The organism is Micromonospora sp. RTBAU3-60 (assembly GCF_054963695.1).
On record NZ_JBUEGB010000013.1, the window covers coordinates 30,239 to 51,281 of the forward strand.

The 21,043-nt window shown below is 73.5% G+C and carries 21 protein-coding genes; 17 read left to right on the top strand and 4 right to left on the bottom strand.

Annotated elements, in window-relative coordinates:
• The first annotated feature begins 44 nt into the window (after positions 1–44).
• From ACY34I_RS15195 to ACY34I_RS15220, 6 genes are all read left to right on the top strand, one after another.
• Complete coding sequence (locus ACY34I_RS15195) at positions 45–1,076, top strand: ABC transporter substrate-binding protein (RefSeq protein WP_462755684.1); 1,032 nt, start codon at positions 45–47, stop codon at positions 1,074–1,076.
• Entirely contained in the window at positions 1,073–1,912 is an 840-nt protein-coding gene (locus tag ACY34I_RS15200) for a siderophore-interacting protein (RefSeq protein WP_462755685.1), read from the top strand. The genes ACY34I_RS15195 and ACY34I_RS15200 overlap by 4 nt, the downstream gene beginning before the upstream one ends.
• 339 nt (positions 1,913–2,251) lie before the next feature.
• Entirely contained in the window at positions 2,252–2,737 is a 486-nt protein-coding gene (locus ACY34I_RS15205; RefSeq protein ID WP_462755686.1) for a DUF1062 domain-containing protein, read from the top strand.
• Between the two features lie 225 nt (positions 2,738–2,962).
• Positions 2,963–4,078: a M24 family metallopeptidase gene (locus ACY34I_RS15210; RefSeq protein WP_462755687.1), complete on the top strand. Its 1,116-nt coding sequence runs from the start codon at positions 2,963–2,965 to the stop codon at positions 4,076–4,078.
• Entirely contained in the window at positions 4,075–5,217 is a 1,143-nt protein-coding gene (locus tag ACY34I_RS15215; RefSeq protein ID WP_462755688.1) for an acyl-CoA dehydrogenase family protein, read from the top strand. Before ACY34I_RS15210 ends, ACY34I_RS15215 begins: the two co-directional genes overlap by 4 nt.
• 93 nt (positions 5,218–5,310) lie before the next feature.
• Positions 5,311–5,817 carry an Lrp/AsnC family transcriptional regulator gene (locus ACY34I_RS15220; RefSeq protein ID WP_148804934.1) on the top strand — a complete coding sequence of 169 codons (507 nt, stop codon included), beginning with the start codon at positions 5,311–5,313 and terminating at the stop codon, positions 5,815–5,817.
• Here ACY34I_RS15220 and ACY34I_RS15225 read toward each other — a convergent pair.
• Entirely contained in the window at positions 5,747–6,358 is a 612-nt protein-coding gene (locus ACY34I_RS15225; RefSeq protein ID WP_462755689.1) for a histidine phosphatase family protein, read from the bottom strand. The two genes, ACY34I_RS15220 and ACY34I_RS15225, sit on opposite strands and share 71 nt — an antisense overlap.
• A 171-nt stretch (positions 6,359–6,529) precedes the next feature.
• Between ACY34I_RS15225 and ACY34I_RS15230 the strand changes: the two genes are divergently transcribed.
• Together ACY34I_RS15230 and ACY34I_RS15235 are read left to right on the top strand one after the other, a co-directional pair.
• Positions 6,530–6,709 (top strand): CsbD family protein, encoded by a 180-nt coding sequence (locus ACY34I_RS15230; protein WP_148804932.1) that lies wholly within the window; start codon positions 6,530–6,532, stop codon positions 6,707–6,709.
• A gap of 192 nt (positions 6,710–6,901) precedes the next feature.
• Complete coding sequence (locus ACY34I_RS15235) at positions 6,902–7,096, top strand: general stress protein CsbD (RefSeq protein ID WP_148802729.1); 195 nt, start codon at positions 6,902–6,904, stop codon at positions 7,094–7,096.
• Positions 7,097–7,243: 147 nt separating this feature from the next.
• Here ACY34I_RS15235 and ACY34I_RS15240 read toward each other — a convergent pair whose 3' ends face one another.
• On the bottom strand, positions 7,244–8,377 hold the full coding sequence (locus tag ACY34I_RS15240) for a low temperature requirement protein A (protein ID WP_462755690.1): 1,134 nt from the start codon (positions 8,375–8,377) through the stop codon (positions 7,244–7,246).
• A gap of 97 nt (positions 8,378–8,474) precedes the next feature.
• A complete protein-coding gene (locus ACY34I_RS15245; RefSeq protein WP_462755691.1) occupies positions 8,475–9,881 on the bottom strand; it encodes a KamA family radical SAM protein in 1,407 nt (468 codons plus the stop codon).
• 146 nt (positions 9,882–10,027) lie between these two features.
• On the opposite strand from ACY34I_RS15245, the gene kdd reads away from it, so the two are divergent.
• The 6 genes from kdd to ACY34I_RS15275 all read left to right on the top strand — a co-directional run bounded on the left by kdd (position 10,028) and on the right by ACY34I_RS15275 (position 16,845).
• Positions 10,028–11,089, top strand: coding sequence for an L-erythro-3,5-diaminohexanoate dehydrogenase (kdd, locus tag ACY34I_RS15250; protein ID WP_462755692.1), 1,062 nt, complete (start codon positions 10,028–10,030; stop codon positions 11,087–11,089).
• A gap of 4 nt (positions 11,090–11,093) precedes the next feature.
• Positions 11,094–12,665, top strand: coding sequence for an amidohydrolase (locus tag ACY34I_RS15255; RefSeq protein WP_462755693.1), 1,572 nt, complete (start codon positions 11,094–11,096; stop codon positions 12,663–12,665).
• Between the two features lie 136 nt (positions 12,666–12,801).
• Positions 12,802–14,364 (top strand): lysine 5,6-aminomutase subunit alpha, encoded by a 1,563-nt coding sequence (kamD, locus tag ACY34I_RS15260; RefSeq protein WP_462755694.1) that lies wholly within the window; start codon positions 12,802–12,804, stop codon positions 14,362–14,364.
• The gene (gene kamE, locus ACY34I_RS15265; protein WP_462755695.1) at positions 14,361–15,122 is read left to right on the top strand and encodes a lysine 5,6-aminomutase subunit beta; all 762 of its coding nucleotides are present in this window, start codon (positions 14,361–14,363) and stop codon (positions 15,120–15,122) included. Before kamD ends, kamE begins: the two co-directional genes overlap by 4 nt.
• Complete coding sequence (gene kal, locus ACY34I_RS15270; protein WP_462755696.1) at positions 15,119–15,511, top strand: 3-aminobutyryl-CoA ammonia lyase; 393 nt, start codon at positions 15,119–15,121, stop codon at positions 15,509–15,511. Before kamE ends, kal begins: the two co-directional genes overlap by 4 nt.
• Positions 15,508–16,845: a glutamate mutase L gene (locus tag ACY34I_RS15275; RefSeq protein WP_462755697.1), complete on the top strand. Its 1,338-nt coding sequence runs from the start codon at positions 15,508–15,510 to the stop codon at positions 16,843–16,845. Before kal ends, ACY34I_RS15275 begins: the two co-directional genes overlap by 4 nt.
• 411 nt (positions 16,846–17,256) lie before the next feature.
• Here the strand turns inward: ACY34I_RS15275 and ACY34I_RS15280 are convergent, their stop codons facing one another.
• Positions 17,257–18,549 carry a low temperature requirement protein A gene (locus ACY34I_RS15280; protein ID WP_462755698.1) on the bottom strand — a complete coding sequence of 431 codons (1,293 nt, stop codon included), beginning with the start codon at positions 18,547–18,549 and terminating at the stop codon, positions 17,257–17,259.
• Between the two features lie 113 nt (positions 18,550–18,662).
• On the opposite strand from ACY34I_RS15280, the gene ACY34I_RS15285 reads away from it, so the two are divergent.
• Genes ACY34I_RS15285 through lnt form a run of 3 tightly spaced genes read left to right on the top strand, consistent with a single transcriptional unit; the run spans position 18,663 to position 21,020 of the window.
• A complete protein-coding gene (locus tag ACY34I_RS15285; RefSeq protein ID WP_462755699.1) occupies positions 18,663–18,962 on the top strand; it encodes a hypothetical protein in 300 nt (99 codons plus the stop codon).
• Positions 18,959–19,357 (top strand): PIN domain-containing protein, encoded by a 399-nt coding sequence (locus ACY34I_RS15290; RefSeq protein WP_462755700.1) that lies wholly within the window; start codon positions 18,959–18,961, stop codon positions 19,355–19,357. Before ACY34I_RS15285 ends, ACY34I_RS15290 begins: the two co-directional genes overlap by 4 nt.
• A gap of 58 nt (positions 19,358–19,415) precedes the next feature.
• The gene (gene lnt, locus ACY34I_RS15295; protein WP_462755820.1) at positions 19,416–21,020 is read left to right on the top strand and encodes an apolipoprotein N-acyltransferase; all 1,605 of its coding nucleotides are present in this window, start codon (positions 19,416–19,418) and stop codon (positions 21,018–21,020) included.
• The last annotated feature ends 23 nt before the right edge of the window (positions 21,021–21,043 follow it).

The window sequence follows — 21,043 nt, forward strand, 5'->3', positions numbered from 1 at the left end:
CGCTGTCCATGGTCATTTTCCGACCCGCACCGAAAGACACCGCCATGCCCGACACCCTGTCCGGCCGCCGGCTCTCCCGCCGTGGCCTGCTCGCCGCCGCGGGCGCCGCCGGCCTCACCGCCCTCCTCGCCGGCTGCGGCCGCGACGGCGACGCCCCCGCCACCACGTCCAGCGGCGGCCCCTGGTCCTTCACCGACGACCGCCCGGAAACGGTCGACGCCCCCCGCCGGCCGTCCCGGGTCGTCGCCTTCACCGGGGTGGCCGCCGCCCTGGTCGACTTCGGACTCGACGCGCAGATCGTCGGCGTGTTCGGCGAGACCCGGCGGGCCGACGGCAGCCGCGACCCGCAGGCCGGCGACCTCGACGTGGACCGCGTCGAGATCCTCGGCAATGCCTGGGGCGAGTTCAACCTGGAGCGGTACGCCGCGCTGCGCCCCGACCTGCTGGTCACCCACATGTACGACCCGGGCGCGCTCTGGTACGTCCCGGACGAGAGCAAGGCCAAGATCCTTCCGCTCGCGCCGAGCGTCGCGGTGGCCACCGCCCGGGTGCCGATGACCCGGCCCATCGAGCGGTACGCGAAGCTCGCCGGGTCCCTCGGCGCCGACCTGTCCGCGCCGAAGGTCACCACGGCGAAGGCCCGGTTCACCGCGGCCGCCGACGCCGTCCGCCAGGCGGTCAAGGCCAACCCCGGCCTCCGGGTGATGGCCGCGTCCGGCAGCCCCGACCTGTTCTACGTCTCCAACCCGAAGGTCAGCACCGACCTGATGTACTTCGCCGAACTCGGCGTCGACCTCGTGCTGCCCACCAGGCTCGAGCAGGGCGACTACTTCGAGGCGCTCAGCTGGGAGAACGCCGCGAAGTTCCCGGCCGACCTGATCCTGCTCGACAACCGCTCCACCGCGCTGCAACCGAAGGACCTCGCCGCCAAGCCCACCTGGGCGCAGCTGCCCGCAGTCCGTGCAGGCCAGGTCACCCCGTGGGACGCGGTGCCCCGCTTCTCGTACGCGGGCGCGGCGCCGCTGCTGGAGAACCTGGCCCGGGCCATCCGCGACGCCCGGAGGGTCACCTCGTGACCACCGCCGCCGTCGCTCTGCGGTACCGCTTCTACGCCGCCCGGGTCGTCGCCGCCCGCCCGGTCGGCGCCTGCCTGCTCCGGGTCACCCTCGGCGGCGACGACCTGACCGGGTTCCCCGGCGGCGGCCGGGACCAGAGCATCTCCCTCTTCCTGCCCCACCCCGGACAAGCCGCCCCGGTCGTCCCGGTCGAGGCGGGGGAGGACTGGTACGCCGCCTGGCGCGCGCTCGACCCGCGGGTCTGGGCGGTGATGCGCTCGTACACCATCCGCGCCCAACGCCCCGAGCGGGCCGAAGTGGACATCGACTTCGTGCGGCACGGCGACACCGGCCCGGCCAGCCGCTGGGCCGGTCGGGCCCGGCCGGGCGACCGGGTGCTGCTGCTCGGCCCGGCCATGCCCGACGAGCGCAGCGTCCGCTTCCAGCCACCCGCCGGCACCGACGCGGTGCTGCTGGTGGCCGACGAGACCGCGCTGCCCGCGGTCGCCGGCATCCTCGACTGGCTCCCGGCCGGCACCCCGGCCCGCGCCTTCGTCGAGGTCCCCGACGCCGCCGACATCCAGCCGCTGCCCAGCGCCGCCCGCGCCGAGGTGACCTGGCTGTTCCGCGGCGGCACCGCCCCCGGCACCACCCTGCTGGCCGACACCCTGCGCGCCGCGCGGCTGCCAGGCGCCACCCCGTACGCCTGGATCGCCGGTGAGGCCGGCATGGTCCGAACCGTGCGCCGGCACCTGGTCGGCGAGCGCGGCCTCGACCGCGCCCGGGTCACCTTCGCCGGCTACTGGCGCCGCGGCGCGTCGGAGGAGGACCTCCGCGCCGAGGCCGCCACCGACTGACCGCGCGCCACCACCGCTGCGGCCGGAAAACCGGTTGAGCCTTCCTTCCGCGTTCCCTTAGGTTGCCTGCGGCCCGTCGCACTGAGGACTGAGGACAAACCGCGTGACCCCGCCTGCTCTCTAAACCTGACACCTTCTTCCGCTCACCTGTAGCCGGCGCTGCCGTCGGCTCTGCCGGGCTGCCCTTGTGCGCCCGGTCATACAGCGTTTGAGGCCGCGCGTGATCGGCCTCGTGTCAGGTCTAGAGATCAGGTCTAGCGAGTCATGTCTTCACAACCTCATATCGTGCTGCCCTGGGTCGTTCGTCGGACCAGGCTGCCTCTGCTCTCGTTGCGGTGCGTGGACTGCCGCTCGGAGTCGGCCACCACCGGCGAGGGCAGGTTCCGCGTCAACGCCAACGGCAAGCTGCTGGACGTGTGGCTGCTGATCCGCTGCGTATCGTGCGATCGGACGAGCAAGCTCACCGTGCACGAGCGAGCGCCGGTCAGATCCTTCGATCCGGCCGAGCTCCACGGCTACAGCGTCAACGATCCGGAACTGGTGGCGTCCAGGCTGTTGGATCCGCTGCTCGCCCGGCGCAACCGCTTCACTCTGGACTGGACGGGGGCCTGGCGGCTGGACACCCCGTCGGCCTGGCTCGACGAGGCGTGGCCGGTCCAGGTCGAGGTCGTCTTCGAGGATCCGGTACCGGTGCGCCCGGAACGGCTCATCGCGCAAGGGCTCGGCCTCAGCAGGAGCGAGGTACTGCGCCGGATCAAGTGCGACATTCCGCTGCGCCGTCCGACGAGTGCCGGATTCACCTTCACCGTGATGGCCGGGGACTAGCCCTGGGTGCAGCCGGGCGGGCCACCCGGCCCGCCCGGCTGCACCCCCGAAACCATGCCAATCGCCCCGGCACCAAGTAACCCGAGGTCAAAACGCCACTAACGCCCCCGAAAGGCGCACCGCCGGTTTCCGTTGCGACGTTCCTCAACCCCCCGTGCACGACCGGCTGTCGCCGGCGGACTGGCCGGCCCCCGCCCGTGCCCAAACGACCGTTAATCTCATGGGGTGGGAAACGACGAGCTGTACCCCGCCGCGCGGCTGGCCGCCGCGCAGCGCGCCACCGCCGCGGCTGGCCTGGACGCCCTGCTGCTCACCCCCGGCTCCGATCTGCGCTACCTGACCGGGTACGACGCCCACGAGGGGGAGCGGCTGACCTGCCTGGTGCTCCCGGCCGAGGGCGAGCCGACGCTGATCGTGCCGGTCCTGGAGCGCCCGGCCGCCGAGGCGTCCCCCGCCCCGGCCACCGGGGTGCGCATCGTCGACCACGCCGACGGCACCGACCCGTACCCCCTGGTGCGGGCGGCGCTGCCCGCACCGGTGGCCGCCGTGGGCCTGGCCGACCGGATGTGGGCCGAGCAGGTCCTCGCCCTGCGCGCCACGCTGCCCGACGCCGGGCAGCGCCTCGCCTCCGAGGTGCTGCGCGAGCTGCGGATCCGCAAGTCACCTGCCGAGGTGGCCGCCCTCGCCGAGGCGGGCGCCGCGATCGACGCGGTGCACCGGCGGATGGGGGAGTGGCTGCGCCCCGGCCGGACCGAGGTCGAGGTCGCCGCCGACATCGCCGCCGCGATCCGGGCGGCCGGCCACGTCACCGTCGACTTCGTCATCGTCGCCGCCGGGCCGAACGGCGCCAGCCCGCACCACGGCACCTCCGACCGGCCGATCCGGGCCGGGGAGCCCGTCGTGGTCGACATCGGCGGCACCATGCCGTCGGGCTACCGCTCCGACTGCACCCGCACGTACGTCGCCGGCGGGCCCGCTCCGGCCGAGTTCACCGACTACTACGCCGTGCTGCACGAGGCCCAGCGGGCGGCGGTGGCGGCGATCCGGCCCGGGGTCACCGCCGAGGCGGTCGACGCGGCGGCCCGGGACGTCATCAGCGCCGCCGGCTACGGCGACGCCTTCCTGCACCGCACCGGCCACGGCATCGGCCTGGACACCCACGAGGAGCCGTACGTCGTGGCCGGCAACCCCCGGCCGCTGGAGGCCGGCATGGCGTTCTCGGTCGAACCCGGCATCTACCTCGCCGGGCGGCACGGCGCCCGGATCGAGGACATCGTCGTCTGCACGACGGACGGCGGGCAACGGCTCAACACCACCCCCACGGAGCTCATCGCGCTATGACTGTCGACCGGATCCTCCCCACCGACGAGGCTCACGACCTGCTGGACCTCGCCACCGAACTCGCCGACCGGGAGCTCGCCCCGCGTGCCGCCGGCTTCGAGGCGCGCGCCGAGTTCCCCCGCGAGGTGCTGCGCACCCTGGGCCGGGCCGGGCTGCTCGGCCTGCCGTACGCCGAGGAACACGGCGGCGCCGCCCAGCCGTACGAGGTCTACCTGCAGGTGCTGGAGATCCTGGCCAGCCGCTGGCTCGCAGTCGCCGAGGCGGTCAGCGTGCACACCCTGTCCTGCTACCCGCTCGCCCAGTTCGGCACCGACGAGCAGCGCAAGCTGCTGCCGGACATGATCGGCGGGGAGCTGCTCGGGGCGTACTGCCTCTCCGAGCCGCAGGGCGGCTCCGACGCCGCGGCGCTGACCACGAGGGCGGTCCGCGACGGCGACGACTACGTGGTCACCGGCACCAAGGCGTGGATCACCCACGCCCGGGTCGCGGACTTCTACAACATCTTCTGCCGCACCGGCGGTCCCGGCCCGAAGGGCATCTCCTGTCTGCTGGCCAACCGGAACACCCCGGGGATCCACCCGCAGGCCGCCGAGCGCACCATGGGACTGTATGCCTCCCCGGTCGCCCAGATCGCCTTCGACGAGGCCCGGGTGCCGGCGGAGCGGCTCATCGGCGGCGAGGGCGTGGGCTTCACCATTGCCATGTCCGCCCTGGACTCCGGCCGGCTGGGCATCGCCGCCTGCGCGGTGGGTCTGGCCCAGGCCGCCCTCGACTACGCGATCGGCTACGCGAAGGAGCGCCAGCAGTTCGGTCGCCCGATCATCGACTTCCAGGGGCTGGGCTTCACCCTGGCCGACCACGCCACGCAGATCTCCGCGGCCCGGGCGCTGATGCTGGCCGCGGCGCGGCTGCGCGACGCCGGCCGGCCGTACTCGATCGAGGCGGCGAAGGCGAAGCTGTTCGCCACCGACGTGGCGATGCGGGTGACCACCGACGCGGTGCAGGTGCTCGGCGGCGCCGGCTACGTCGTCGACCACCCGGTCGAGCGGTACATGCGGGAGGCGAAGGTGCTGCAGATCGTCGAGGGCACCAACCAGATCCAGCGGCTGGTCATCTCCCGGGCCCTCGCCAAGGGCTGACGGACACCGCTGCGCCACCGGCCGGCCCACCAGGCGTCACGCCCGGTGGGCCGGGTGCGGCATGGGAGCGTTTTCTCAGGTAGGTTGCACCGCGTGGAGGAGATCGACCGGGCCATCGTCGCCGCGCTGACCGGGGACGGTCGGCTGTCGTACACCGACCTCGCCGAGAAGGTGGGGCTGTCGGTGTCCGCCGTGCACCAGCGGGTCCGCCGGCTGGAGCAGCGCGGCGTCATCAAGGGATACGCCGCGCGCGTCTCGTTCGAGGCGCTGGACCTGCCGTTGACCGCGTTCGTGGCGATCCGGCCGTTCGACCCGTCGCAGCCCGACGACGCGCCGGAGCGGCTGGCCCACCTGCCCGAGATCGACTCGTGTTACTCGGTGGCGGGGGAGGACTTCTACCTGCTGCTGGTGCGGGTGGCCGGGCCGGCGGACCTGGAGCGGGTGCTGCAGGAGATCCGCACCGCCGCCAACGTCACCACGCGCACCACCGTGGTGCTCTCCACCCCGTACGAGAACCGGCCGCCCAAGGTCAATGCCGAGCTGCCTGGTCGGGGGCGGTCCCGGGCGGCGGCGGAGCCGGCTGGTTCCAACGCAGGATGACCTGCCGCCCGTGCTCGTGACCGAGCACGCTGACGGTGGCGGTGTCCAGCCGGAGCAGCCCACCGCCGGACGGGGGCAGCCCGATCCAGCGGGCGCCGATCACCCGGAGGCTGTGCGCGTGCCCGACCAGGGCGACGCTGCCCCGGTCGAGCAGGGGAGCGATGCCGGCCAGCACCCGGTCGGCGCGCTCGCCGACCTGGGCCGGTGACTCGCCGCCGGGGGCGCCGTCGATCCAGAGGTTCCAGCGCGGGTTCTCCGCGTGGACGTCGGCGGTGGTGCGTCCCTCGTACTCGCCGTAGTTCCACTCGGCCAGGTCGGGGTCGGTGGCGTCGACGTCGAGGCCGGCGAGGTGGGCGGTGCGGGTGGCTCGCTGCCGGGGACTGGACAGGACCCGGGCGAAGCGGCGGTCGGCGAGGATCACGCCGAGGGCGCGGGCCTGTCGCTCCCCGTCGGGGGTCAGCTCCAGATCGGTGTACGAGGTGTGCCGGTGGCTGGCGCTCCACGTGGTCTCCCCGTGCCGGATCAGCAGGATCTCTCCCATTGGTCCAGTTAAGCAGCCACTGCGTCCCCGTGTTCACCTAGTGTCCTAGGACGACTTAGAGGTGGTGTCGGCGACCGCACAAGAGCACAGCGTTTCAGCTCATCGACCACGGGGACGCGGTCGATGAGCGGGCCGAAGGGCCCGGGCACGTTGCCAACGAAGGGGAGTGGCATGAGCTTCACCGACAAGGCCAAGGCCAAGGCCCAGGAGATGAGCGGCCTCGCCAAGGAGCGGATCGGCGACGCCACCGACAACGAACGGCTGCGGGCACAGGGCGCCAGCGAGCAGCGCATGGCGCGGGACCGGCAGAAGCAGGCCGGCCGCGACGTGAAGAACGCCTTCGAGAAGTGACCCGTACTGCGGCGGGCCCCCGAATTCGGGGGCCCGCCGCAGTCTGCGGATTTGCATCCGGTACCCGGCGATTGTCCGGTTCCGTGCGACGTGCCTTGTCCCAGGTCCGCGAGGTTTTCCGGGCGGAGGGACGGGGACGCGGGTAGGGAGGGGTGAAAGCCCCCGGCCCGTCGGAACGACGCAGGAGGCGACATGAGCACCGAGAAGGCCAAGGACAAGGTCGAGCGGGTGGCCGGGGCGGCCCGGGCCCGGATGGGTGACATGACCCGGCAGGAGCGGTCGCGGGCGGAACAGGTGGGCCGGCAGGAGGAGGCCCGCGGCGGACGGCCCGGCGAGCGCGTGCAGGAGAGCGATCAGGACGTGAGTGGTCGCTCCTTCACGAGTTGACCCGGCCCCGACGCGATGCCCCCGGCGCAGGGTGCGCGCCGGGGGCATCGGTGTTCGACGTTCCAGCCGGACCGGTAGGAGGTGGTGGCACCGTGATCTGCCTACTGGGCGTGGCGGTGATCATGTACGCGCCGCGGGGCGGCTGATTCACGTCGCGGCGGAGCCCGAGGCCGGGTGGCGGGGACCGGTCAGCAGCATGGCGGCGAGCACGACGATGACCGCGGCGAGCTGGACGCCGGCGGCGGTCCAGATGCCGAGGGGCACGGTGGCGAGGGTGGCGACGGCGCCGGCTGGCCGGCTCAGGGGTAGGTCGAGGCGCAGTGCCAGCCGAGCGGCGCCGACTCCGGCGAGGTAGAGGGTTACTCCGCCGGCGAGGGCGAGCGCGGCGGCGCTGTCGACGGGGCCGTCGGGGTGGGCGAGGGTGGCGTGGATGCCGGTGGCGGTGACGATGACGCCGAGCAGCACGAGATAGTGCGGCAGGACGTAGGTGCGGGCGGCGAGGTGGGTTCGGACGTCCGGGGCGGCGGCGTCGAGGGTGCCAGCTGCTGGGCGGGTGTCGGTGAAGTAGGTCCACCACAGGGTTGCGGGCAGGGCGAGTCCCATGACGATGGCGGCTGCGGTGCCGGTGGTGATGTGGTGGACGTCCACGCCGGCGCCGATGGCGACGACGGATTCGCCGAGGGCGACGATGACGAGCAGGCCGTGGCGTTCGACGAGGTGGCCGGCGGCGACCTGGTAGGTGCCGGCGACCCGGATCCAGGAGTGTCGTGGGGTGAGGTACGGCAGGGCGGCCTGGACGAGGGCGGCGGCGACCCAGAGGGCGTAGGTGGCCGGGCCGGTGACGAATGCGGCGAGCAGGAGAAGCAGCGACGCGCCGAGGTTGTAGGGGGTGAGGCGGATCGCGGCGCGGCGGGCGGCGGAGCGGCTGAACATGCCCAGGTGGACGGTGGTGAGCAGCAGGTAGCCGAGGGCGAAGAGCAGTGCGGTGGTGGTGAACGCGGTGGGGATGGCGACGCTGGTGAGCAGGAAGCCGGCCATGCCGGCGAAGAGGAGGGTCTTCTGGGCGGGGCGTCGGGGTGGCACCTGGTTGGTTAGCCAGGCGTAGCCGGTGTAGGGGTACCAGAGCACGCCGAGGATGAGGACGGTGCGGCCGAGGCCGGCCCAGGTGAGTTCGTCTTCCAGGACGTGGGCGAGTTGGGTGACGGTGAAGACGAAGACGATGTCGAAGAAGACCTCGACGGGGGTGACCCGGTTGGCGGTGTCGGGCTCGGCCGGGCTCATGGGTTCGGAGGGTGTGGCCTCGGGTGCCGGTGGTGGTGGGAAAGCAGTCGCCCGGCATCCCTGGTCGGGGAGTGCCGGGCGACGGGTGGGGTGCGGGTCAGTCGTTGCGGTGGGCTTCCCACCAGGCCTGGCCGGATTCGGGCAGGGTGTCGATCGGGTCGTAGTAGGCGTAGCGCTTGTTGAGCGCTTCGAGGTCGGCGGACTCGATCGAGGTGCGGTAGTTCTTGGTCCAGTAGGAGATGCCGCGTTCGCGGTCGTACTCGGTGAGCATGTGGACCCAGCGCTTGCCGACGAAGGGGACGTCGCAGACGATGCGCGGGGTGGCGTAGCCGGGCAGGTAGCCCATGATGTCGTGCTGGAGTTGCTGGGCGTGCCAGACGGGGACGCGCCAGTGCTCGGCGTTGGGGATCATGTCGCACATGTAGAAGTAGTACGGCAGGATGCCGGCTTCGCCCTGGAGGCCGAAGCAGAGGTCGAGCAGGTCCTTGCTGGTGGCGTTGACGCCGCGCATGAGTACGCCCTGGTTGCGGACGTCGCGGACGCCGACGTCGAGGGCGGTCTGGGCGGCCTTGGCGACCAGTGGGGTGAGCGACTGGGCGTGGTTGACGTGGGTGTGGATGGCGAGGTTGACGCCGCGGCGGGAGGCGGTGCGGGCGACCCGCTCGAGGCCTTCGACGACGTCGGGCTGCAGCCAGTGCTGCGGCAGGCCCATGAGGGCCTTGGTGGCGAGCCGGATGTCGCGGATGGTTTCGATCTCGAGCAGCCGCATGAGGTATGACTCGAGGTTCTTCCACGGGACGTTGGCGACGTCGCCGCCGGAGACGACGACGTCCCGGACGCCGGGGTGGGCCTTGAGGTAGCTGATGTGGGCGTCGTAGCGGTCGACGGGCTTGAGGGTGAGCTTGAGCTTGTCGACGGCGGGGGTGGAGTTGCCGACGAGGTCCATGCGGGTGCAGTGGCCGCAGTACTGCGGGCAGGTGGAGAGCAGTTCGGCGAGGACCTTGGTGGGGTAGCGGTGGGTGAGGCCTTCGGCGACCCACATGTCGTGCTCGTGGAGGCTGTCGCGGCTGGCGTAGGGGTGGGAGGGCCAGTCGGTGCGCCGGTCGGAGGCGACGGGGATCATGTAGCGGCGGACCGGGTCGGCGAGGAAGGCCTCGGTGGTCATGGGCTCGAACGGCACCATGGTGTTGAGCATCTGCGGGGGCACCAGCATGGACATGGTGGCCAGTGCCTTCTGGTCGGCCTCGAGGTCGGCGTAGAAGGTCTCGTCGACGAGGTCGCCGAGGACGGTGCGTAGCTGCTTGATGTTCTTGACGCAGTTGACGCGCTGCCACTGGGCGTTCTCCCACTGTTCCCGGGTGACGTGGCGCCAGCCGGGGAAGCGGGTCCAGTCGGGTTCGACCAGTGGGCGTCGGCGGTATTCGTAGGGCTGTCCGGCGGTGGGGACCGCGGCGGGTGCGGGGTGGGGCGCAGGGATGGTCTCCACCGGTTGGGTCTGGGTCACGGCCCCTCCTCCTGGTTGGTGCGGGTGGATCAACGGTCCCGAAGGCTACTGGAAAATATCCGGTGAAGAAATTAGTCTGCCGGAAGTTTTCCCGCGACGCGAGTCCTGACCAGGGGCTTCGAGCGGTTGGACGGAGGAGGGTCGGCGTGACGTCACCGGTGGGACTGCACCGTGTCGTGGAACCGGCGGGGGTGCTGCCGCAGGCGGCCTGGCGGCTGGACGCCGATCCGCGGATCGCCTCGAACGAGGTGCGGATCCGGGTGGAGCGGCTGAACCTCGACGCGGCGAGCTTCCGGCAGTTGTCGGAGAAGCACGGCGGTGACGGGGAGAAGGTCCGCGCCGAGGTGCTGGAGATCATCTCGACCCGGGGGAAGATGCAGAACCCGGTCACCGGGTCGGGCGGCATGTTGATCGGCACGGTCGAGGAGGCCGGTCGCCGGTCGCCGCTGAGGCTCACCCCGGGTGACCGGGTGGCCACGCTGGTGTCGCTGACGTTGACGCCGCTGATGATCCTGGACGGCCTCGCTCGCTGGGACGGGCGCAGCGAGCAGGTGCCGTGCGACGGGTACGCGATCCTGTTCGCCCGGTCGATCGCGGCGGTGCTGCCGGCGGACCTGCACCCGGAGCTGTCCTTGGCGGTGCTGGACGTGTGTGGGGCGCCGGCGTTGACCGCGCGGGTGGTCGCCGAGCAGGTGGAGCGCCGGCGGCGGGCCGGTGACGCCCGGCCGGTGCGGGTGGCGGTGATCGGCGGGGCCGGCAAGAGCGGGTCGCTGTCCCTGGCCGCGGCGCGGCGGGCGGGCGCCGGCCGTACGGTCGGGGTGGTGCCGGTGGCCGCGGAGCGGGACGCGCTGACGGCGGCGGGGCTGGCCGACGCGGTCGCGTTGGCCGACGCGCGGGACCCGGTGGGGCTGTCGACGGCGGTGACCACGGCGTTGGGTGTGCCGGCGGACGTGACCGTGGTGTGCGTGGACGTGCCGGGCTGTGAGCACGGGGCGGTGCTGGCGACCGAGGATGGCGGCACGGTGATCTTCTTCTCGATGGCGACGAGCTTCGCGGCGGCGGCGCTGGGCGCGGAGGGCCTGGCGGCGGACGTGACGATGCTGGTCGGCAACGGGTACGTGCCGGGGCACGCGGAGTTGGCGTTGGAGCTGCTGCGCGCCGAGCCGGGGGTGCGTCGTCTGTTCGAGGCGCGGTTGGCGGCAGACTGACACCATGACGAACCCCTCGACCTTGTACCGCGGTGGAGTGCTGCACTGTCCGGCTGACCCGAGCGCGACGGGCCTGCTGGTGCGCGACGGCAGGATCGCCTGGCTGGGCGCCGACGCGGACGCGCCGGCCGCCGACCGGGTGGTGGACCTGGCCGGGGCGTTGGTGACCCCGGCGTTCGTGGACGCCCACGTGCACGCCACCGACACCGGGCTGGCCCTGTCCGGGCTGGACCTGGCGGCGGTGCGGTCGGCCGGGGAGCTGTTGGCGGCGGTGGCGGCGTTCGCGGCGGGCCTGCCGGGTGACGCGGTGGTGCTGGGGCACGGCTGGGACGAGTCGTCGTGGGCGGAGAAGGCGTTGCCGGACGCGGCGGCGCTGGACCGGGCCGCCGGGGGGCGGCGGGTGTATCTGTCGCAGGCGTCGATCCATTCGGCGCTGGTGTCGCAGGCGCTGCTGGCGGCGTGCCCGGACGTGGCGGCCGCCGCCGGGTATGACCGGTCGGGCTGGTTGCGGCGTGACGCGCATCACGTGGTGCGGGCGGCGGCGTTCGCGTCGGTGACCCGGCCGCAGCGCGTCGCCGCGCAGCGGGCGGCGTTGGCGCACGCCGCGTCGCTGGGCATCGCCGCGGTGCACGAGTGCGGCGGCCCGGAGATCTCCGACGAGGAGGACTTCACCGGGCTGCTGGGCGTCTCCGGTGCCGGGGTGCCGGAGGTGTACGGGTACTGGGGTGAGCTGCTGGGCGCGGCGCGGGCGCGGGAGTTGGGCGCGGTCGGGGCGGGGGGTGACCTGTTCGCCGACGGGGCGTTGGGTTCGCGGACGGCGCACGTGTCGCAGGCGTACCTGGACGGGGAGCCGGGGGCGTGCGGGCACGGGTACGTCTCCGCCGAGCAGGTGCGGGAGCATCTGCTGGACTGCGCGGCGCACGGGCTGCAGGGCGGTTTCCATGCGATCGGCGACGCGGCGATCTCCACGGTGCTCGACGGGTTCGCGCAGGCGGCGGAGAAGCTGGGGGTGGACCGGCTGCGGGCGGCCCGGCACCGGGTCGAGCACGCGGAGATCATGAACAGGCGGTTGATCGCCGGGTTCGTGGAGTACGGGATCGTCGCGTCGATGCAGCCGGCGTTCGACCGGCTGTGGGGCGGCGCGGGCCGCATGTACGAGTCGCGGCTGGGGCTGTCCCGGTCGTTGGAGTCCAACCCGATGGGGGCGATGCACTCGGTCGGGGTGACGTTGGCGTTCGGGTCGGATTCGCCGGTGACGCCGCTGGATCCGTGGGGTTCGGTGCGGGCGGCGGCGGCGCACCACAACCCGGTGCAGCGGATGAGTGTGCGGGCGGCGTTCGCGGCGCACACCCGCGGCGGGTGGCGGGCGGTGCACCTGGACAACGAGGGTGTCCTCGCGTTGGGCGCGCCGGCGACGTTCGCGGTGTGGTCCACCCCGGCCGGGGTGGACCGGGGTCTGCCGGTGCTGCAGGCCGAGGATCCGGAGGTGCGCGGCGCGGACGACCCGACGCCGCTGCCGGTGTGCCGGGCCACGGTGCTGCGCGGTGACGTGATCTATGAGGAAGGGTCGGCGTGAGCGAGGGAACCATCGCCACGGGGGCGGGTCGCGCCGCCGCCGGGCGGAGCGGCGGCGTGAGCGAGCGGAGCGAGCGAACCAGCAGGCTCAGTAGCGGGGCGCCTCGTGCCGCCGCGGAGCGAAGCGGAGTGGCGGCGTGAGCGGGAAGCTTGATCTGGATCCCGCGCTGGTGGCGCGGGCGCGGGAGTTGGCGCGCCGCGCCGGGCAGCCGGTGGTGGATCTGGCGCGCAGCCACACCACCGTGTCGGTGGAGCGGGCGGTGCTGCGGCTGGCCGGGGTGAGCGGCGCGGATCCGGACGGCATCCCGTGGGTGAACCGGCTCGTCGACGCGGTGGTCGCCGACGTGGGGTTGGGGCACGGGGTGGCGGCGCCGGTGTTCGACGCCCTCGCCAGGGAGCAGATGACGGACGTGACGCTGCTGGCGCAGAAGGCCGCCGCCGGGTCGGTACGGTTCACCCAGCCCAACGGCAAAGCGGCCACCGCCGCGCGCAAGGCCGCCCGCAGGGCGGTCGCCGCCGGGGTGCGGAGCATCGACCGGCGCCGCGCCGAGCGGGACCGTCTGGTGCAGCGGTACGGGGAGCCGGCGCAGCGGCCGTGGATCTACCTGATCGTGGCGACCGGCGACATCTACGAGGACATTCCGCAGGCGCAGGCCGCCGCGCGGGCGGGGGCGGACATCATCGCGGTGATCCGTTCCACGGGGCAGTCGCTGCTGGACTACGTGCCGGAGGGGGCCACCCGGGAGGGGTTCGCCGGCACGTACGCCACGCAGGAGAACTTCCGGCTGATGCGGGCGGCCCTGGACGAGTCGTCGAAGGAGCTGGGCCGGTACGTGCGGTTGACGAACTACGCGTCGGGCCTGTGCATGCCGGAGATGGCGACGCTGGCGGGCCTGGAGCGGCTCGACATGATGCTCAACGACTCGATGTACGGGATCCTGTTCCGCGACATCAACCCGATCCGCACGTTCGTCGACCAGCGGTTCTCCCGGCAGGTGCACGCCCGCGCCGGGATCATCATCAACACCGGTGAGGACAACTACCTCACCACCGCCGACGCGGTCGACGAGGCGCACACGGTGACCGTGTCGCAGCTGCTCAACGAGTACTTCGCGCACGAGGCGGGGCTGGCCGACTGGCAGTTGGGGCTGGGGCACGCGTTCGAGATCAACCCGGATCTGCCGGAGTCGTTCCGCCTGGAGCTGGCGCACGCGCTGCTGGCGCGGGAGTTGTTCCCGGACGCGCCGTTGAAGTGGATGCCGCCGACGAAACACATGACCGGGGACGTGTTCCGCGGCAACCTGCTCGACGGGTTCTTCAACCTGGTCGGCACCATGACCGGGCAGGGCATCCTGCTGGTCGGCATGATGACCGAGGCGGTGGTGACGCCGTGGCTGTCCGACCGGGACATCGCCCTGCAGAACGTGCGGTACGTGCTGGGTGCCGCCGGTGGGCTGCACGAGGACTTCGTGCCCGCGCCGGGCGGGTTCATCCAGCAGCGCGCCCGCCGGGTTCTCGGTGAGGCCGTCGACCTGCTCGAACGTATCGGCGACCAGTCGCTGCTCACCGCGATCGCCGAGGGCACCTTTGGGATCATGAAGCGGCCCGCGGACCGCGGCAAGGGCCTCGACGGGGTGGCGAAGCACGAGGCCGACTACTACAACCCGGCCACCGAGATCCTGGAAGGAGACCGTCCGTGACGGCCCCGGCGGAGAAGAAGATCGTCCGGCCGTACGGGGACACCACCGGCGACGGCATGGTGCAGGTGTCGTTCACGCTGCCGGTGCCGCACGACAAACGGGCCGAGGGCGCGGCGGTGCAGCTGGCCAACAGGATGGGCATCGACCCGGCGATGCTGGTGCACGCCAAGCAGATGGGCGACGGGTTCACCTTCTTCGTCGTGTACGGGCGGGTGAACCACCTGGTGGACCTGTCGCAGGTGCAGGTGGTGGAACGGGACTTCCCGCTGCTGTCGGCCAAGGAGGTCAACGCGGTGGTGAAGCAGAAGTTGCGGCGCAAGCTGTCCGTGGTGGGGGCGTGCATCGGCACCGACGCGCACACCGTCGGCATCGACGCGATCCTCAACGTCAAGGGCATCGCCGGGGAGAAGGGCCTGGAGTACTACCGGGAGCTGAAGGTCACCAACCTGGGCGCGCAGGTCAGCGTGCCGGAGCTGGTGGAGGCGGCCCGGCGGGAGAAGGCCGACGCGGTCCTCGTCTCGCAGGTGGTCACCCAGCGCGACGCGCACCTGCACAACACCCGGGAGATGTCCGCGGCGTTCCGGGAGGCGATGCCGGCCGGGAAGCGGCCGCTGCTGATCGTCGGTGGTCCCCGCTTCGACGAGACGATGACTGGGGAGTTGGGCGTCGACCGGATCTTCGGCCGCGGCACCACCCCCGGCGAGGTGGCCAGCTACCTCGTCCACGCCCTGATCACGAACAAGAAGGCGAGAGCATGAGCGACGCACGGCTGGGTTTGACGGTGACGCATCGACGGTACGTGCCGTACTCGCACGCCCACTACGCCGGGAACCTCGTCGACGGGGCGTACGCGCTGGGCCTGTTCGGGGACGTCGCCACCGAGGTGTGCATCCGCACCGACGGCGACGAGGGACTGTTCGCCTCCTACTCGGACGTGCAGTTCAAGGCGCCGATGAAGGCCGGGGACGTGCTCGAGGTGGTGGCCACGGTGACCCGGGTGGGCACCCGCAGCCGCACCATCGACTTCGAGGCGCGGGTGGTGTGCCGGGGCCGCCCCGACAAGAGCGAGTCCGCGGCCGAGGTGCTCGCCGAGCCGATCGTGGCGGTCACCGCGACCGGCACCGTGGTCGTACCGCCGGCGGCGTGAACGTCGCCGTCTGCGCCGACGTCGGCTCCACGTACACCAAGGCGGCGGTGGTGGACCTCGACGGCGGCCGGCTTGTCGCGGCGGCGGCCGCGCCGACCACGGTCGGCACGGACGTGCTGCACGGCCTGGACGCCGCGGTCGGCGCCGCCACCGCCCGCGCCGGCGTCCGGGACGTGCCCTGGTACGTGTGCTCGTCCGCCGGCGGTGGGCTGCGGCTGGCGGTCATCGGCTACGAGCCGCTCGTCACCGCGCAGGCCGGCCGGCGGGTCGGGCTGTCCGCCGGGGCGAACGTGGTGCACGTGGCCGCCGGGCGGCTCGGCGCCGCCGAGCTGACGGCGCTGCGCGCCGCCCGCCCCGACGTGGTGCTGCTCGTCGGCGGCACCGACGGCGGCGACGCGGAGACGTTGACGCACAACGCGACCCGGCTGGCGAAGGCCCGCTGGCGGGTGCCGGTGGTGCTCGCCGGCAACGGTGACGTTCGCGACGACCTGCACGCGCTGCTCGCCGCCGCGAAGGTGCCGGTGACCGTCGCCGACAACGTGCTGCCCCGCATCGGGGTGCTCGCCCCCGCCCCGGCGCGGGCGGCGATCCGGGAGGTGTTCCTGCGGCACGTCATCGGCGGCAAGAAACTGTCCCGCGGTGGCCGGTTCGCCCGCCTCGTCCGGGCGGCGACCCCGGACGCGGTGCTGACCGGGGTGGAGGTCCTCGCCGACGCGCTCGGCGGGGACCTGGCCGTCGTCGACGTCGGCGGCGCCACCACCGACGTGTACTCGGTGCTCACCCCCGACGAGCGGGACAGCGGGCCGGGCCGGGAGGTCGCCGGCACCCTGTGGCGGGCCCGCACCGTCGAGGGGGACCTGGGCATGCGGTGGAGCGCCCCCGGCGTGGTCCGCGCCGCCGCCGAGGAACGCCTGCTCACCGGAGGGGAGGAGGAGCGGCTGGCGGCGGCTGCGGCGGTGCGGGCCGCTGACCCGGGATTCCTGCCCGCCGACGACACCGACCGGGCCGACGACCGGCGCATCGCCGCGCTCGCCGCGACGGTGGCGTTGCGCCGGCACGCCCGCGGCGCGGCCACCGGGGAACGCGCCGGCCGGGACCTGCGCGACGTGAAGCTGATGGTCGGCTCCGGCGGGGTGCTGCGGCACGCGCCCGCGGGGGACGCGGCCGCGGTGCTCGCGGCGGTGCTCACCGACCACGCCGGCGGGTGGCCGCTGCCCCGGGCCGCCCGCGCGGTCGTCGACGTCGACTACGTCCTCGCCGCCGGTGGGCTCCTCGCCGCCGACCACCCGGGCGCGGCGGCCCGCCTGCTGCGCCGGCACCTCGGCGCGGACTGAGCCGCCACCCGCCACGGATCGAGACTCGCCGACGCGACACGCCGTGGTGCAACACACGACAGGCCGGGGTGGGTTGACAGCGGCGGGGGTGCACGCCGTACCGTCTTTGAGTCCTACTACGGGAAGCGGCTGTTGTTCGCTTCGTCCCTTCGTCCGCTGGCCGAGCGACCCGAGTGGTTGCGGCGGCCAGGTCCAGCGGGCGGGGGTCGGCGGGGCGGCGCGAACCGGCCGCGGTTACCGGTGTACGGGCAGGGTGAAAGGCACGGCCAGTAGACAACGGCCAGGCGGGGGCAGCCAGTCCGCGTCCGGTCGGTCCGAAGGTCGGCGTCGCTCATTCTCGCCCCACCGGCCGGGAAGGGCCTGGGAGCATCGGGGCGCGGCGCAAGCCGCGCCCCGATTTTCGTTGCGTCGTCACAGGTGGCGGCGGCGCCACTCGGACTGTTCCTGCTCGGCGGCGACCTGCTCGCTCAACGCGGTCTGGCGCACCTGCCGGCGCCACGGATCGCCCGCCCGCAGGCCCAGCAGCACCAACGCGACGCTGACCACCGCCAGCACGGCCAGCCCGACGACCGCCGGCAGCCAGCCGGCCCACGGCAGCCCGACTGCGAGCGCGACCGCCACCACGGTCGGCATCAGCGGCACCCGGTGGCTGGCCCGCACCCCGAGGGCCAGCAACCCCAGGATGTAGAGGATCACCCCGGCGAACAGCACCCGGTGGTCCAGTCCGGCGGCGCGTTGCAGCCACGGGCTCCCGTGCGGGTGGGCGATGGCGGCGAGGTAGCGCTTGAGGCCCAGGGCGAACAGGATGATCCCGGCGATCAACGGCAGGTGCAGGTACGCGTAGACGTCGCGGGCGAACGCCGCCCGGGCGTCGGGGTCGCGGGTGCGGTGCAGCCGCTGCTCCAGGGCGGAGGCCAGGCTGTCGAAGTACATCCACCACAGCGCCGCGATGACGGTGACGCCGAGCACCGACGCCACGATCACCGGCCAGGTGATCGGCAGACCGGCGCTCAGCTTCGGCCCCAACCCGAGCGAGATGATCGATTCGCCGAGCGCGATGAGCAGGATCAGGGCGTACCGCTCCGCCCAGTGCGCGGCGGACACGACGGTGAAGCCGGCGCTGCGGACCAGGCCCCCGGCGGTGAACTCGATGCCGATCGCGGCCAGCCACAGCCCCAGCCGCAGCCAGGCCGTCGCCTGGTGCGCCGCCGATTCCGGCAGCGTCGCGGCGGCCAGGATCAGCACCACGCTGAGCAGCGGCGGCAGGCCGATGCGCCGCGCCGCCCGGCCAGGGTGGTCGCTGCCGGTCACCAGCACCAGCACCTGGGCGGCCCGGATGATCAGGTAGCAGCCGGCGAAGACGAGCGGGCCGCGTGGCCCGCCGGGAGCGTCGGCGAAAGCCTCGGGCAGGGTCAACGTGAGCACGAACAGGGCGGCCACCGTCACCGCGCCGATCAGCGGCATGATCCCCTGGTCGGTGCGCACCACGTTGCCGAGCGCGGCGAAGGACACCCAGCACCACCACAGCAGCGACAGCACCACCAGCCCGGCGAGCAGCGACTGGATGCTCAGGGTCTCGGAGAGCAGGTTGGTGACGTTGAGGAACGCGAACACGAATACCAGGTCGTAGAACAACTCCACCCGGGTGACGCGCGACCCCGGCGCGGCAGGCAGGATGCGACCCCGCCACTGGCCAGCGCTCATGCTGCCGAGTCTGGCAGCCGCGCCCGCCCCGCCGGCGCGAAGCCGCAGAACCGTCGCGCCGCCCGCCGCGCGGCCGGCGCCGAACACTGGTGCTACCTGGTACGGTGCCTGGTATGACCGGAGCGGTGCGGAAATTGTCGATCTCGGTTCCGCCGGACGTCGCCGAGCGCCTCGAGCGGGAACCCAACGCCAGCGCGTACCTGGTGCACGCCGCCCGGGTGCTGATGCGCCGGGAGGCCCTCGACGCGGAACTGGCCCACCACGGCATCACGGTCACCGACGAGGGGGTGGCCCGGGCCCGGGCCGCCCGCGCCGCCGTCGACGCGTCCTGGTCGGCCGAGCGCTACCAGGCGGTCCGGGACCGGGTGCGCGGCGCCGCCGACGAGGATCCACGCGCCGTCTCCGCCGCGTGAGCACCCCCGACGCCCCGCCCGTGCGGCTGGTGCTGGACCGGTCCGCGCTGCTGGCGTACGTGTCCGGATCCGTGCACGTCGGCGAGACGCTGCACGAGGTGATCACCGACGGGGTGCGGTTCGGGGTGACCGCGGTGACCGCCGCGGAGACCCTCGCCGTCGTGGACGACGCGAAGGACCGGGCGGCGCTGCGCCGGCTGCTCGCCCTGGACGCCTGCGCGGTCCTGCCCACCGACGCCGGCTCGTGGCAGGAACTGGCCTACTGGCGGCGGTTCACCGGCCGCGCCGACCTGGCCAGCACCGTGCTGGCGTGCCTCACCCACGACGCCCCGATCCTCAGCGGGGAACCGCGCTACGGCGACGGAGACCTGCCGGTGATTGCGCTGCCCGACTGACCGACCGCCGCCCGCCCGGGCCGGGTAGCCTTCGGCGCGTGATCGTGGTGAGGTGCCGGTGACGACGCTCGACCGGGAAGAGGTGCGTACCCCGCACGGGGCACGCGAGACGGCGGGAGCCCGCCCGCTGCCGCTGCGGGTGGCCGCGCCGCTGGCCGTCCTGGCCGGGTTGGCCCTGCTGGCCGCGTTCCCCCCGTACGGTGTGTGGCCGCTCGCCCCCGTCGGGGTGGCGCTGCTCGCCGCGGCGGCGCACCGGCGGCGGCTGCGCGCCGGCGCGGGCCTGGGTTTCCTCACCGGGCTGGCGCTGTTCGCGCCGCTGCTGGAATGGACCAACCTGCACACCGGCGTCCTGCCGTGGATCCTGCTGTCCCTGCTGCAGGCCGGCTACCTGGCGCTGCTCGGCACGGCCGCCGCCTGGGTGTCCCCGCTGGCCGACCGGCACCGGGCGGCGTGGCCGCTGCTGACCGCAGTGCTGTGGGTGGGGCAGGAGGCGCTGCGGGACCGGACCCCCTTCGGGGGGTTCCCGTGGGGGCGGCTGGCGTTCAGCCAGGACACCTCCCCACTGCTGCGGTTGGCGGCGCTCGGCGGCGCCCCGCTGGTCACCTGCGCGGTCGCGCTGGCCGGCGGGCTCCTGGTCACCGCCGCCTGGCGGGACTGGCGGCGCCCTGTCGGGCACTGGCGGCCCGTGGCGGGCATCGCCGCCGCCCTCGCGGCGCTGCTCGCCGCCGGCACTGCCGTGCCGGTCGGGGTGCGCGGCGGCGGCGACACCGTCACCGTCGCCATCGTGCAGGGCAACGTGCCCCGCCTCGGGCTGGACTTCAACGCCCAGCGGCAGGCCGTGCTCAACAACCACGTCGACGCCACGCTGAAACTGGCCGAACAGGTCACCGCCGGCGCGCAACGCCGCCCCGACCTGGTGGTGTGGCCGGAGAACTCCAGCGACATCGACCCGCTGCGCAACCCGGAGGCCGCGGACCGGATCTCCCAGGCCGCCGACGTGATCGGCGCGCCCATCCTGGTCGGCGCGGTGCTGCTCGGCCCCGACACCGGGCAGGTCCGCAACGCCGGACTGCTGTGGCGGCCCGGCACCGGCCCCGACCTCGGGCAGCTGTACGTCAAGCGGCACCCGGTGCCGTTCGCCGAGTACGTGCCGCTGCGCCGGATCGCCCGGATGGTCAGCGACCAGGTCGACCGGATCCGCGCCGACTTCGTCCCCGGCGCCACCCCCGGCGTGCTCGACGCCGGGGCGGTCACCCTCGGCGACGTGATCTGCTTCGAGGTCGCCTACGACGGCCTGGTCCGGGACACCGTCACCGGCGGCGGGCAGCTGCTGGTGGTGCAGACCAACAACGCCACCTTCGACGCGGCGGAGGCCCGCCAGCAGCTGGCCATGGTGCGGCTGCGCGCCGTCGAACACGGCCGGGCGGCGTTGATGGCCTCCACGGTCGGGGTGTCCGGGTTCGTTACCCCCGACGGGCGGGTAGACGGGGCCACCGGATTCAACACCGCGGCGGTGGTGGTCCGGCAGATGCAGCTCGGGGACGGGCGTACCCCCGCCACCCGGGCGGGGGTGTGGCCGGAGGCGGCCCTCGCCGCGCTGGCGGCGGCGGCCCTGGCCGGCGCGGCGGTGCTGCGCCGGCGGCGGGAGGTCACCCCCGGGTAGGACGAGCGGAAAGGCGGTACGAG

Bases quoted from the DNA above. Each gene is read 5' to 3' on its own strand.
- ACY34I_RS15195 (WP_462755684.1), top strand. From the start codon at position 45: ATGCCCGACACCCTGTCCGGCCGCCGGCTCTCCCGCCGTGGCCTGCTC.
- ACY34I_RS15225 (WP_462755689.1), bottom strand. From the start codon at position 6,358: ATGGGAGAGATCCTGCTGATCCGGCACGGGGAGACCACGTGGAGCGCC.
- ACY34I_RS15285 (WP_462755699.1), top strand. From the start codon at position 18,663: ATGACCGGAGCGGTGCGGAAATTGTCGATCTCGGTTCCGCCGGACGTC.
- ACY34I_RS15255 (WP_462755693.1), top strand. From the start codon at position 11,094: ATGACGAACCCCTCGACCTTGTACCGCGGTGGAGTGCTGCACTGTCCG.
- ACY34I_RS15215 (WP_462755688.1), top strand. From the start codon at position 4,075: ATGACTGTCGACCGGATCCTCCCCACCGACGAGGCTCACGACCTGCTG.
- kal (WP_462755696.1), top strand. From the start codon at position 15,119: ATGAGCGACGCACGGCTGGGTTTGACGGTGACGCATCGACGGTACGTG.
- ACY34I_RS15240 (WP_462755690.1), bottom strand. From the start codon at position 8,377: ATGAGCCCGGCCGAGCCCGACACCGCCAACCGGGTCACCCCCGTCGAG.
- ACY34I_RS15235 (WP_148802729.1), top strand. From the start codon at position 6,902: ATGAGCACCGAGAAGGCCAAGGACAAGGTCGAGCGGGTGGCCGGGGCG.
- ACY34I_RS15280 (WP_462755698.1), bottom strand. From the start codon at position 18,549: ATGAGCGCTGGCCAGTGGCGGGGTCGCATCCTGCCTGCCGCGCCGGGG.
- ACY34I_RS15230 (WP_148804932.1), top strand. From the start codon at position 6,530: ATGAGCTTCACCGACAAGGCCAAGGCCAAGGCCCAGGAGATGAGCGGC.